The organism is Streptomyces longwoodensis, assembly GCF_001514125.1.
In the GTDB taxonomy this organism is placed as follows: Bacteria; Actinomycetota; Actinomycetes; order Streptomycetales; family Streptomycetaceae; genus Streptomyces; species Streptomyces longwoodensis.
The window spans coordinates 114520-127319 of record NZ_KQ948551.1 but is presented as its reverse complement, the minus strand read 5'-3'; the positions used below and the strand labels follow the sequence as shown (position 1 = coordinate 127319).

Annotated in this window: 11 protein-coding genes; 2 read left to right on the top strand and 9 right to left on the bottom strand. The window is 71.4% G+C overall.

What is annotated here, in order from left to right; translation table 11 throughout:
- On the bottom strand, window positions 1-1044 hold a 1044-nt coding region (locus AQJ30_RS09565; protein ID WP_067231266.1), incomplete at its 3' end, for a polysaccharide deacetylase family protein.
- A 48-nt stretch (window positions 1045-1092) separates the two neighbouring features.
- Window positions 1093-3264 (bottom strand): transglycosylase domain-containing protein, encoded by a 2172-nt coding sequence (locus AQJ30_RS09560; protein ID WP_067232593.1) that lies wholly within the window; start codon window positions 3262-3264, stop codon window positions 1093-1095.
- A gap of 313 nt (window positions 3265-3577) precedes the next feature.
- On the opposite strand from AQJ30_RS09560, the gene AQJ30_RS09555 reads away from it, so the two are divergent.
- Entirely contained in the window at window positions 3578-3793 is a 216-nt protein-coding gene (locus tag AQJ30_RS09555) for an FmdB family zinc ribbon protein (protein ID WP_067231264.1), read from the top strand.
- A gap of 121 nt (window positions 3794-3914) precedes the next feature.
- Here AQJ30_RS09555 and AQJ30_RS09550 read toward each other — a convergent pair whose 3' ends face one another.
- The 3 genes from AQJ30_RS09550 to AQJ30_RS09540 are packed head-to-tail and all read right to left on the bottom strand — an operon-like array spanning window position 3915 to window position 8408.
- The gene (locus AQJ30_RS09550) at window positions 3915-4733 is read right to left on the bottom strand and encodes an HAD family hydrolase (protein ID WP_067231262.1); all 819 of its coding nucleotides are present in this window, start codon (window positions 4731-4733) and stop codon (window positions 3915-3917) included.
- Window positions 4733-7198: a phosphoribosyltransferase gene (locus AQJ30_RS09545; RefSeq protein ID WP_067231259.1), complete on the bottom strand. Its 2466-nt coding sequence runs from the start codon at window positions 7196-7198 to the stop codon at window positions 4733-4735. The genes AQJ30_RS09550 and AQJ30_RS09545 overlap by 1 nt, the downstream gene beginning before the upstream one ends.
- Window positions 7199-7223: 25 nt before the next feature.
- Complete coding sequence (locus AQJ30_RS09540) at window positions 7224-8408, bottom strand: HpcH/HpaI aldolase/citrate lyase family protein (protein WP_067231257.1); 1185 nt, start codon at window positions 8406-8408, stop codon at window positions 7224-7226.
- Window positions 8409-8594: 186 nt separating this feature from the next.
- On the opposite strand from AQJ30_RS09540, the gene AQJ30_RS09535 reads away from it, so the two are divergent.
- A complete protein-coding gene (locus tag AQJ30_RS09535; protein WP_067231254.1) occupies window positions 8595-9365 on the top strand; it encodes a TerD family protein in 771 nt (256 codons plus the stop codon).
- Window positions 9366-9398: 33 nt separating this feature from the next.
- On the opposite strand, the gene AQJ30_RS09530 is transcribed toward AQJ30_RS09535, so the two are convergent.
- The 4 genes from AQJ30_RS09530 to AQJ30_RS09515 form a co-directional block, all read right to left on the bottom strand.
- Complete coding sequence (locus tag AQJ30_RS09530) at window positions 9399-10136, bottom strand: TerD family protein (protein ID WP_067231251.1); 738 nt, start codon at window positions 10134-10136, stop codon at window positions 9399-9401.
- 123 nt (window positions 10137-10259) lie between these two features.
- On the bottom strand, window positions 10260-11408 hold the full coding sequence (locus tag AQJ30_RS09525) for a DUF475 domain-containing protein (RefSeq protein WP_067231249.1): 1149 nt from the start codon (window positions 11406-11408) through the stop codon (window positions 10260-10262).
- 50 nt (window positions 11409-11458) lie between these two features.
- Window positions 11459-12034 carry a TerD family protein gene (locus tag AQJ30_RS09520; protein WP_067231246.1) on the bottom strand — a complete coding sequence of 192 codons (576 nt, stop codon included), beginning with the start codon at window positions 12032-12034 and terminating at the stop codon, window positions 11459-11461.
- A 98-nt stretch (window positions 12035-12132) separates the two neighbouring features.
- Entirely contained in the window at window positions 12133-12708 is a 576-nt protein-coding gene (locus AQJ30_RS09515; RefSeq protein WP_067232590.1) for a TerD family protein, read from the bottom strand.
- Between the last annotated feature and the right edge of the window lie 92 nt (window positions 12709-12800).

Here is a 12800-nt window from a genome sequence, read left to right as displayed (position 1 = left end):
GTAGACGCGGTTGAAGCCGGCCATGTAGGAGTCGGTGGTCATCTGCTGCCACTGGGCGTACTTGGCCGGGTCGCCGTCGGTCTCGCCCTCGGACTGGTTGTAGAGGAAGTTGAAGTCCATCGACAGGGCCTGGATCTTGCCGTTGTCGTACGGCAGGAGCTGCAGCGGGAAGTCCCACAGGCCGTTCTTCTTCGCCGGCCAGATCTGGAAGTCGCCGGTGGAGGAGGCGTCGTAGCGCCAGCCGTAACCCTTGGCCGCCTTCAGCAGGTTGGGCTGGCCCTCCAGGCAGGGCGCGCGGCCGCCGGTGACCTCCTTCTTGAAGTCGAAGGGCAGCGGGTCGATGTCGGTGTAGCCGGTGTTGGTCTTCCAGTGCTCCACGAAGTCGTAGAACTGGTCGATCTCGCTCTTCCACTCCTGGACGCTCCAGTCGCCGCCGCCCTTGGTGCCGCAGAAGTGGCCGTTGAAGTGGGTGCCGATCTCGTTGCCGCCCTTCCACGCCTTCGCGAGCTGTTCGAGCGTGGTGCGGATGTGCTCGTCGGTGGGGTAGCTGATCGCCGAGGAGCCCTTGGGGTGCTGCGGCGGGGAGTACAGGCTCGCCTTGTTCTTGGGCAGCAGGTAGATGCCCGTGAGGAAGAAGGTCATGTGGGCGTCGTACTCCTCGGCCATCTCCCGGTAGTGGGAGAAGAGCTGGTCGTCGCCCTGGAGGGCGCCGTCCCAGGAGAAGACGACGAACTGGGGAGGTTTCTCGCCCGGCTTGAGCGGCACCGGCTTCAACTGCCCCGTCTGGGGGCCGGTGTAGGAGGTGGAGCCGTCACCGAGCACCCGCGTCTTGCCGTCCCACTCGGGCTCCTTGGTCTGCTTCGCGGACGCCTTGTCGTCCTTCGCCGACGCCGTGGGAGCGGTGTGGTCGGAGCGGGAGAGCACCAGGTAGCCCGTGAGCAGGGAGGCGACCACGAGGACGGCCGCCAGGGACACGAAGCCCGGACGGGTCGCGGGATGGCGCGCTGCGCGGGCCTTGCGGCGGCGGCCCGACGGGTGTTTCATGTGCGGCTCATTCTCTTGGGGACAGGGCGGAAGCGGTGCCGTCGGGGGTCAGCCGAGCGGACTCATGGCACCTGACCAGATGCCGTAGGGGACGTCGCCGGACTTTCCGGCCACGTCCTCGAGCGGCAGGGGTTCGAGGCTCTTGGCGAGGTCGATGCGGTAGACGACGACCGCCGTGGAGACGGCCTTGGCCGTGCCGACGTACCAGGCGGCGGTGTCGTCCTCGGTGGTGCCGGCCTTGCCCGCGACCTGGGCGGTGTCGGAGGCGGCGCCGGGGTGGGCCGTGCGGAAGGCGTCCCGCAGCGCGGAGGAGACCTCCTGGGCCGTGTCGGCGCCGATCGCGCGCCGGGCGGAGGGGATCTCCAGGGGCACCTTGGTGCCGTTGTGGGTGATCTTGCGGACCGAGTACGGCTCGGTGTGCTTGCCGTCGGCGGCGAACGTGGCGTACCCGCTGGCCATGCGGATGGCGCTGGGCGTGGAGCTGCCCAGGGACAGCGCGGGCACCTGCGCGCCGAGGCTGGAGGACAGCAGTCCGGCGGCCTGGGCGGTGGCGCGGACGTTGGCCAGGCCGGTGTCCATGCCGAGCTGCATGAACGGCGTGTTGACCGACTTGGCGAGCGCCTGGTGCAGCGAGATCTGCCCGTACGACGTGCCGCCGTCGTTGTGGGCGGCGACCTTGCGGCCGCTGCGGTCCCAGTAGGGGCCCTCGGGCGTGGTCACCGGCACGCCGTCGTCGCCGTCGTAGAGCGACTCGCCGGTCACCGGGGTCGCCGGCCCCTCGCGGGTCTTGTGGACGCCGTGCTCGAGCCCGGCCGCGTACACGAACGGCAGGAACGCCGAACCGGCGGGGACGGTGGTGGCGTTGGACTCGTTGTAGCCCTGCTTGCGGTGGTCGGGGCCGCCGTGGACGGCGAGGATGCGGCCGTCGGTGGCGACGGACGCGGCGCCGTAGTGGGCGTCGGCGGCGGTCTTCGGGTCGTCGCGCTGGGCCTTCTTGCGGGCCTTGGTGACGGCGTCGGTGAGCTGCGCCTCGCGGTTCTTGTCGAACGTCGTGTAGATCTGGTAGCCGCCGAGGTCGAAGTCCTTGTCGGAGATGTGCCCGGTCTTCTTGGCGTACTGGGTGGCGAGTTCGACCAGGTAGTCGCTCTGCTGGCCGGTGTCGTACAGCGGGTTCCGCTTGAGCGGCTCGGGGAACGCCCGGTACTTCGCCCGCTCGGCCGGGGACAGCTTGCCGATCTTGACCATGCGGTCCAGGATCCAGGACCAGCGCTCCACGGCCCGGGCGTGGTTGGCCCTGCCCAGGGTCGGGTCGTAGAGGCCGGCGCCCTTGAGCAGGGAGGCGAGCATGGCGGCCTCGGAGGGGTTGAGCTTGCTGACGTCCTTGCCGTAGTAGGCCTGGGAGGCGCGCTGGATGCCGTAGGTGCCGCGGCCGAACCAGCTGGTGTTGAGGTAGCCCTCGAGGATCTTGTCCTTGCTCATCTTGTTGTCGAGCTTGAGGGAGATCATCGCCTCGGTGAACTTGCGGCTGACCGTCTGGTCCTGGTTCAGGTAGACGTTCTTGACGTACTGCTGGGTGATGGTCGAGCCGCCCTGGGTGTCGCCCTGGCCGACGGTGCGGAACAGGGCGCGGGTGATGCCCTTGAAGGAGATGCCGGGGTCGGAGTAGAAGCTCTCGTTCTCGGCGGCGAGGACGGCCCAGCGGACGCCCTCGGGGATGTCCTTCAGCGGCATGGCCTGGCGCTGCACCCAGCCGGTGCGGGCCATGGGGGTGCCGTCGGCCCAGAAGAACACGTTGTCCTGCTGGGTGGCGTAGGAGTTGAGGTTGTCCGGGATGTCGGTGGCCGCGTAGGCGACGACGAGGAAGAAGGTGCTCAGGCCCAGCGCGCCGAGGATCCCGCCGAGCCACTGCCGCCAGGAGGGTATCCAGCGGCGCCAGTCGTCCCGGCCGGGGCGGGGGTACTGGGGGCGCAGGCGGCGCAGGTAGGGGGTGAGGAAGGCGACGGCCGGGGCGAGGGCGGCCCAGGCCCGGGCGAGGTGGGGGCCGAGGGCGGCGGCGAGGCGGTCACGGGGGGAGGGCTGGGCGGCCTTGCGGCGGCCGCGCGCGGAACGGGACGGGTCCGATATCTCCGGCTCATCCGGAGTTCCGGATATGTCCGGCGGGAGGACGCGCAGTTGCATGGTCTCGTCCGGTCGCGGCGGCGACGGGACCTTCAACTGCATGGTGGCGTCCGGTTCCAGAGGAACCTCGTCGTCGCCGCCCTCGTCGTTCTTCCCTCGCCCTGCCTGGGTCACGACTGCGCGCCTCCCTCCGCACTCGTTGTTGCTCGCGCAGGCAGACGTACAGACGTACAAGGGTTTGATGTCAGTTGCCGCAGCGCGGCCGCAAACCCTGAATCCCCTCGACCTCGTGGTCCTCGCGGCTCAATCAAATTACCAGCGCCCTTCGCAAACTCTCCACACAGGAACCGGGCAGAACGCGTCACACCTGCGGTACCGGGCGTCCCACCCGTCTCCCAGTGGCTAGCCTGGGGCCATGCCTCGCTACGAGTACCGCTGCCGTACCTGCGGCGACACCTTCGAACTGTCCCGTCCCATGGCGGAGTCCTCCGCCCCGGCGACCTGCCCGTCCGGCCACGACGACACCGTCAAGCTCCTCTCCACGGTCGCCGTCGGCGGCACGGCGTCCACCCCCCGCCCGACCGGGGGCGGCGGAGGCGGCGGCTGCTGCGGGGGCGGCTGCTGCGGCTGACGGGGGCAGGGGCCGCAGGCCCCGTGCCCCCCAGGGGCGCGGGGAACTGCGCGACCGGCCACGACGCACGGACAGCCGCCGGCCGACCTGACACCCCACCCCGGACCGCGCCCCGCCGCCGTCAGGCAGACGGCCCCCCGCGCACGCTCCGCAGGAACTCCCGGAGGATCCGCTCCCCCGCCGCCACCCCCCGCTCCGGCAACGCCGTCACCCCCGGCGCCGTCCACTCCGTCTCGGCGAGCTCCCCGTGCCCCGGCCGCCACCCCCGGTCCACCGCCAGCAGCAGGTCCGCGTCCAGCAGCGAGTCCCCCGCGCCCAGCGTCAGCTCCGCCCCGGTCCGCCGCGCGACCTCCCGCACCGCCGCGCTCTTGGTCAGCGGCTTGGGCACCGCGTACACCTTGCGGCCCTGCAAGGACACCGTCCAGCCCCGGTTCTCCGCCCAGGCGCCCAGTTCCTTGACCCACTCCTCGGGCAGCAGCTCCCGCTCCACCACCAGGTAGGCGAACAGGTCCTCGGCGACGCGGTGCTTGCGCACCCACAGCGGGTCGGCGGTCGCCTCCAGGTGCGCCCGCACCTCGGCGAGCGGCGCGCACTCGTCCGCCAGCCGGGCGAGCACGCCCGCGTGCCAGTCGGGGTCGGTCACGCCGTCGACCAGCAGGTGCCCGCCGTTGGCGCAGATCGCGTACGCCGGGGCCGGCCCGGGGAGGTTGATGCGCAGGTACTGCTTGCGCGTCCGGGTGGTCGTCGGCACGAACACCGCCGCGTCCCCGAGGTCGGTCAGCAGCTGCGCCGCCGCCTCCGTCAGGTAGGACAGCGGCCGGCTCTCGTGCACCTCGACGCACAGCAGCCGCGGCGCCCGGGCGTCCGGCATGGTCAGCGCCAGGGCCGCCGCGGAGTAGATGAGCGTACGGTCCAGGTCGCTCGCCACCAGCACCGGCATCAGAGGGCCACCGCCTTGCCGTCGGCGCCGGTCGCCCCGCGCGTGAAGCGGGGGTGGATCAGCCCCACGCAGGTGTACGGCAGTCCCTCGACCTCCTCGACGGGCACCCCGCGCTGCTCGGCGAGGAGGCGCACGTGCTCCAGGTCGGCGCCCGCCCCGGCCCGGGCCAGGATCTTCCAGGGCACCCGGCGCAGCAGCACCCGGGTGGTCTCCCCGACGCCCGGCTTGACCAGGTTCACGTCGTGGATGCCGTACTCCTCGCTGATCCGCTCGACGGCGGCCCAGCCCTCCCAGGTGGGCGTGCGGTCGCTCGCCAGCAGTTCCTTGACCGCGCCGTCCACCGCGTCGGCGACCTCGTCGAAGCGCGCGGAGACCGCGTCGAGGAAGAGGCCGGAGACGTCGGCGCCGGCCAGCTCGCGGTAGTACTTCGCGCCGTGGAAGTCGTCGGGGCCGACCAGGTCGGCGCGCAGCACGGTCCGCGAGATCAGCCCGGACACCGTGGAGTTGAGGCAGGCGGAGGGGATCAGGAAGTCCTCGCGGGTGCCGTAGGTGCGCACGCACGAACCGGGGTCGGCGAGCACCGCGATCTCCGGGTCGAACCCGCTCGCCCCGCCGGCCGCTTCGAACTCCTCGACGGCGGCGGCCAGTTCGCGGGTGATGGCGCCCTTGCCGGTCCAGCCGTCGACGAACACCACGTCGGCCGGGTCGTGGTGGGCGGCGAGCCAGCGCAGCGCGGTGGCGTCGATGCCGCGCCCGCGCACGATGGACACCGCGTAGTGCGGCAGGTCCAGGCCGTGCCGGTGCCGGGCCCAGCGGCGCATCAGCACGCCGACCGGAGTGCCGGCCCGGGCCAGGGACACCAGGACGGGCCGGGGGGACCGCTCGGCGATCACCGTCTCGGTGACGACGCCGACGGCGTGCGCGAGGCGGGCCGCGGAGGCTTCCAGGGCGGTGTGGAAGAGCTGCTGGTACTGCTCGGTGGGCTGGTACTCCACCGGCAGCGACTCGGCGTAGTGGGCGCCGCCGCTCTGGATGGCCTCCTCGCGCTCCTCGGTCGGCGCCTCCAGCGTCACGTCCGAGAGGTCCTGGAGCAGCCAGCCGACCTCCTCGGGCGCGTACGAGGAGAAGGCGGGACCGCGGAGGGGTGCGGGCAGCATGGCTGTCCTTTCGGGGAGGCGCGGCGGCGCGGGGACGTACGACGGCACGACGGCCCGCAGCACGTGCGGCACGTGCGCGGCGAGCCGGGCGAGCAGTCCGTCGGGGGCGTGCAGGGCGGGGGTGTCGCCGGCCGAGTCGACCACGGCGACCACGGCGTCGAAGCCGCCGCCGGCGACGTTGTAGGCGTAGCGCTCGCCCGGGCCGTCGGCCGGGTCGTCGTGAGCGGGGAAGACCAGCCGGGTGCGGATGGCGTAGCCGGGGTCGTCGACGGCGAGGACGGGCGAGCGGGTCGTGGTGGAGAAGCGGACCTCGGCCGGGACGAGCTGCTCCAGCTCGCGGGCGAGCCGCAGCGGGGCGTACATCAGCTCCTCCGAGCCGAGGACCAGGACGCGGCGGGCGTCGCCGGGTATCGCCTCGGCGAGCTGGGCGGCCAGCGCGGGCAGCGCGCGCTCCAGCCGGGCCCGGTGGTGCGGACCGAAGCCGTGCCGGCCCCCGTCGGGCAGCCCGCGCGGCCAGCGCAGGTCGACGGAGGTGAGCCGGGTCCGGGGGGCGGGCGGCGCGGCGGCCGGCTGCTCCGGGCCGGCGGCCGCCTCGTGGCGCGCCACGAGTTCCCGGCCCTTCTCCAGCACCCCCTCCGGCAGGCGCACCGTGCCCGAGGCCGCCGCGACGAGGTCCACTCGGGCGCCGATCTCCCGGGCGAGGTCCGCCAGCCGGCCGGCGTCGGCGGGCGAGCGCATGTCGACCAGGGCGACCACCACGTACCGCCGCCGCGGGTACCGTCCGTGCAGCTCACGGACGGTGTTCAGGACCGTGTTGCCGGTGGAGAACTCGTCGTCGACCAGGACCAGCGGCCCGTCGCCGGCCAGCAGGGCCGGGTCCTCGGGGAGCAGCAGGTGGGACGTGGCGTGGGAGTGGGACTCCTCGAAGCCGCCCGCCCGCGCGACGCCCGGGACCGGACGGCGGGTGGAGTGCAGGTAGGGGGCACCGCCGAGGCCGTCGGCGACGCAGTGGCCGAGGCCGGTGGCGGTCTCCGCGTACCCCAGGACGACCGCGCGGGCCGCCTCGTCGGGGCCGAGCAGCTCGCGCACCCGGCGGCCGAGGGCGAACCCGGAGCCGTAGACCACGGACGGCGACTGCGGGACGTGCTTGCCGAGCACGTTCGACACGAGCAGGTGCGCCCGCTTGGGGTTGCGCCGCAGGGCGAGCCCCAGCAGCTCCGTCAGGCCGGGGTCGCCCACGAGCTCGACCCCGAGCCGCTCGGCGACCCAGCTGCCGGACCAGACCGCGTTGTTCACTGCGTTGTTCATGCGTCCCTACGGGTGGGGTGGGGGTTCAGCCGGGTATGCCGGCGGCGAGCAGGTCGACGAAGCTCACGTCCTCGTGCGCGACGCCGAAGACCTCCGCGCGCAGCATGGTCCGCTCCGCCCAGGCGCGGTGCGGCTTCACCTCGTTCATCTTGTTGGTGTACTGCGACCTGAGCACTCCCCCGCCGCCGCGCTCGGGGCGCAGGATGTCGGCCGCGTCGCTGTACTCCTCGTGGCTGACGACGGACAGCGCGTGCACGGCCGGCACGTGGGACGGGTGGATGCAGGTCTTGCCCAGCAGGCCGTTGGCGTGGTCGAGCGTGATCTCGCGCAGCAGCCCGTCCATCGCGTGCTCGATCAGTCTCTCGCGCAGCTCCACCGCCTGCCCCTCCAGGAAGGGGCTGTGCCGCAGCATCGGCTTGAACATGCGCTCGGGCACCCGGAAGTACTCCCAGACCGGCCCGGTGACGGTGAAGCCGGTGCCGTCGGCCCGGCCCAGCATGTTGACCACGTCGGCGATCACGGACGCGACGATCTGGACGTCGTACGCCGTCATGTCGGGCGCCCGGCGCAGGCCGTAGGAGGAGCAGAAGTCGGTGACGCCCAGGCGCAGCGCCAGCACCCGGTCCCGGTACTTGTCGACGGCCCGGAAGATGCCCTCCAGGGTCTCCACGCGCGACTCGCGGTACAGCAGCTCGGGCGACTCCAGCACCGGCATGGCGAACAGCCGGCGGCCGCAGGCGGCCTCGGCGACCGCCAGGGCCTCCAGGAAGGGGACGCCCCGCTCGCCGGTGAACTTGGGGATCACGAACCCGGACAGCAGCCGCACCGCCGGGCCGAGCCGCCCGACCAGGTCGGGGATCTGCTCGGGGGTGCGCACCCGGATGAACAGCAGCGGCAGCTCGACGCCCGGCCGGCCCCCGTCCGCGGTCCGGCCGTCGAGGTCGGCGAACTGCCGGACCAGGTTCTCCTCGCCGGCCGGCACGTCCTCGTCGCCGATGGAGTCCTCCAGGCACAGCACCATCGACACCACGCCGTGGGCGCCCTGCTTCACGACGTCGTCGGCGAGCCGGGGCCGGGTGGCGGGGCTGTACAGGGTGGCGCCCAGGGCCGCGGAGAGCAGCCGGGCCGGCGAGTCCGCGGTGAACGTGCACGGCTCGTGGTGGAAGAGGCGACGCCGCACCTCAGGGGCGATGTGCCCGAAATGACGCATGGAGCTCCCCGTGGCGCAAGGTGAGGCTGGTGGATGTGGTGGACGGGTGGCCGGTAATAGTACGTACCGCCCTGTGTCCGGGGTTCCCGCAGGGCGTGAATTCCCGGTGACGGGACGCGTTCCCCCGGGGAAATCCCCGACACCCCGCGTTGTCGTGGCCAGGACCGAGAGGGCAGGATGACCGGTATGACGCACGCGATGCTCAAGGGGTCGAACGTCCCGCTCGAAGCCACCACCGTACGGGCCGTGCTGCGCTGGACGCCCGGACAGGGCGTCCCGGACGTCGACGCCTCCGCGCTGCTCCTCGGTCCCGGCGGCCGTGTGCGCTCCGACGAGGACTTCGTCTTCTACAACCAGCCCCGGCACCCGTCCGGGAAGGTGTGGCGCCTGGGCAAGAAGCGGGTCGCCGAGGGCCTCACCGACACGATCCAGACAGACCTGGCCGGTGTCGAGTCCGCCGTCGGCCGAGTTCTCCTCGTCGCCTCGGCGGACGGCGTCACCTTCGACCGCGTACGGGACCTGCGCATCCTGCTGTACGACGCTTCGGCCGCGGACGCCGAGCCGCTGGCCCGCTTCGACATCCGCCCGGAGACCGGCGAGGAGACGGCCCTGATCTGCGGAGAGCTGTACCGCCGGGGCGAGGGGTGGAAGTTCCGCGCGCTGGGCGAGGGCTACAGCAACGGCCTGAAGGGCCTGGCCACCGACTTCGGCATCTCGGTGGACGAGTCCGAGGAGGCCGAGCGGGCGGCGGCCGGGGAGCCCGTGGTGTCCCAGCCGCTGCCCCCGGAGCAGCCGACCCAGCCGGTCCCCGCCCAGCCGCAACAGCAGCCGCAGCCGCAGCCGCAGCCGCAGCCGCAGCCGGCGTACGGCTACCCGTCGTCGCTGCCGACCCACGGCTACGCCTACCCGGACCACTTCGCGCTGCCGCCGATGGGGCCGCAGTTCGTGGGCCGGTGACCGGACCGGCGGGACGGTACGGACCGGACAGGGCTACTTGTCGACCTTCGACTTGTAGCCCCGGCCCCACTGCAGGCCCCAGCCGTACAGCCGGTCCAGCTCGGCCTGGAAGCCGTAGACGAAGCGCACCTCGCGGCGGACGACGAGTTCGTCCTTGACGTTCTCGATCATCACCACGGCGCAGGAGCGGGCCTGCGGGTGCCGCTCGTCCAGCCCGACCTCGATGCGCGGCCCGTTGCTCGGGTACAGCGTCACCACGGCGTGGGTCCGGTCGAAGGCCGGCGTCTGGTCGTAGATGTACACGAAGACCAGCAGCCGCTTGATGTCCTCGCGGTGGTCGAGGTTGACGTACATCGTCTCGCCGGACGCCGAGCCGAACCGGTCGTCGCCGCTGAGCTTCACGTACGGCGGGCCGTTGACGTCGCCGAGGTAGCCGCCGAGCGGCTGGACGACGCCCTTGGTGCCGTCGGCCAGCTCGTACAGGCAGCCCAGGTCCAGGTCGACGTTGACCATGCTCTGGCTGTGGCCCACCACCTCCGGCGGCCTGAGCGCCTTGAAGGGGTGGCGCAGCAGGCTCTCGCGCTGCGGCCCGCCGAAGTCGGAGGTGCGCATCCGCCAGGTCAGGTTGACCCGCAGGTTGCCCGTGGCGGCCCCCTGCCGCGTCAGGGACACCTGGTGGTGCCGTTTGGTCAGCTCGATCGCGTTGCTCGCCGCGCTGCCCGAGTCGAAGTCGGCCGCCCGCCCGCTCCAGAACCCGTCGAACAACCCCATTCCCGCCCCCACAGTCATGACGACAAACCCGGCGGGGCGGCCGGGAGGACTCCACCTCACCGGCCGCCCCGCTCAGAGCGTTCCTCACCCGGAAGCTGATCACACCCGGGTGTGCCCGCGGTCTCACACCCCGGACGAGACCTCCGCCTTGTCGTCCGAGCCCTCGGCTCCTCCCTCGGCCGCCGCGAGTGCCTTGTTGCGGCGCACGGAGGACCAGAAGGACCAGGCGATCAGGACGACGCCGACCAGACCGGTGATGACCTCGTTGATCTGGTACTGGATGGTGATCATCAGGATCACGGCCAGGGCGCCGATCGCGTAGTGGGCGCCGTGCTCCAGGTAGACGTAGTCGTCCAGGGTGCCCTGGCGGACCAGGTACACCGTCAGCGACCGCACGTACATCGCGCCGATGCCCAGGCCGAGGGCCATGAGCACGATGTCGTTGGTGATGGCGAAGGCGCCGATCACGCCGTCGAAGGAGAAGGACGCGTCCAGCACTTCCAGGTAGAGGAACATGAAGAACGCGGCCTTGCCGGCGAGGGTGACGGCCGACGCCTGCTTGCCGCTGCGCCGGGCCTCCTCCTCGGCCTCGTGCTCGCGTTCCTCCTCTTCCTCCAGCCGGTCCTCGAAGTAGCCGGAGAGCCCGCCGACCACCATGTACGTGATCAGACCGGCGATGCCGGAGATCAGCACGGTCTGCGCCTTGTCCACGTGCGCGCCGCCGTGCTGGTGGGCGTGGGTGGCGAAGGTGAAGGCGGTGATGAGCAGCACGATCAGGGCGATGCAGACCGACAGCATGTCGACCTTGCCGAGCTTGGCCAGCGGCCGCTCGATCCAGCGCAGCCACTGGATGTCACGGTCCTCGAAGATGAAGTCGAGGAAGATCATCAGCAGGAACATGCCACCGAACGCGGCGATCGACGGGTGCGCGTCGGTGACGAGCTGCTGGTACCGGTCCTTGTCGTTCAGCGCGAGGTCGACGGCCTCGATCGGCCCCATCTTGGCGCTGATCGCCACGATGACGACGGGGAAGACCAGCCGCATGCCGAAGACCGCGATGAGCACGCCCACCGTGAGGAAGATCTTCTGCCAGAAGGGGCTCATCTTCTTCAGGATCCCGGCGTTGACCACCGCGTTGTCGAACGACAGCGAGATCTCCAGGATGCAGAGGATGGCCACGATCCCGAAGGCCTCCCACCCCCCGTAAAAGACCGCCGCGACCAGGCCGAGCGCGGTGACCGCGAACGACCAGCCGAAGGTTTTCAGAAGCACTGGCTACCCAATCCGTACGTGTACGGGTTTCCCCCGTGCCGCACTCGGCTTTACGAAACGTTGACCCCGAAGTCTAGAGCGATACCCCGAAGGCCTGACGCGTACCCCTGGCCCACGGCCCGGAACTTCCATTCGCCCTGGTAGCGATAGAGCTCGCCGAAGATCATGGCCGTCTCGGTGGAGGCGTCCTCGCTCAGGTCGTAGCGCGCGAGCTCCTGGCCGTCGGCCTGGTTGACCACCCGGATGAAGGCGTTGGAGACCTGTCCGAAGGTCTGGCCGCGCTCGTCGGCCATGTGGATCGAGACCGGGAAGACGATCTTGTCGCAGTGGGCCGGCACCCGGGACAGGTCGACCAGGATCGACTCGTCGTCGCCCTCGCCCTCACCGGTGAGGTTGTCACCGGTGTGCTCCACCGAGCCGTCCGGGCTGGTGAGCTGGTTGTAGAAGACGAACCACTCGTCGCCGAGCACCCGTCCGCCGTTGCACAGCAGCGCGCTGGCGTCGAGGTCGAACGGGGCCCCGGTGGTGGAGCGCGCGTCCCAGCCGAGCCCGATCATCACCTGTGTGAGGTTCGGCGCGGCCTTGGACAGGGAGACGTTGCCCCCCTTGGCGAGCGTGACGCCCATGATGCTGGTCCTCCCCTGGATGGTGCTTCTTCGGTTGTCCTGCACGTCCGGCGCCGACCGTGTGCAACGGTCGGCGCCGGTCGGGTGAGGGCGTCGGCTCAGACGTTGACGCCGAAGTCCTGCGCGATGCCGCGCAGGCCCGAGGCGTAGCCCTGGCCGATGGCGCGGAACTTCCACTCCGCGCCGTGCCGGTAGAGCTCACCGAAGACCATGGCGGTCTCGGTGGAGGCGTCCTCGCTGAGGTCGTAGCGGGCGATCTCGGCGCCGCCGGCCTGGTTCACCACGCGGATGTAGGCGTTGCGGACCTGGCCGAAGGACTGCTGGCGGTTCTCGGCCTCGTAGATGGAGACCGGGAAGACGATCTTCTCCACCTCCGCCGGGACGCCGGCCAGGTTGACCTTGATGACCTCGTCGTCGCCCTCGCCCTCACCGGTGAGGTTGTCACCGGTGTGCTCGACCGAGCCGTCGGGGCTCTTGAGGTTGTTGAAGAACACGAAGTGCTGGTCGCTGGCGACCTTGCCCGTGTTGTTCAGCAGCAGCGCGCTGGCGTCGAGGTCGAAGTCGGTGCCGGTCGTCGTGCGGGCGTCCCAGCCCAGGCCGACGAGCACCGCGGTCAGGCCCGGGGCCTCCTTGGTCAGCGAAACGTTGCCGCCCTTGCTGAGGCTGACTCCCACGGGGTCCTCCATTGGTGTTCGGGGGCGGGAGCCCCGTCGTGCGTCGGATATCGGATCAACGCGTCGATCCTAGTGACGGGTTCCCGCCCGTC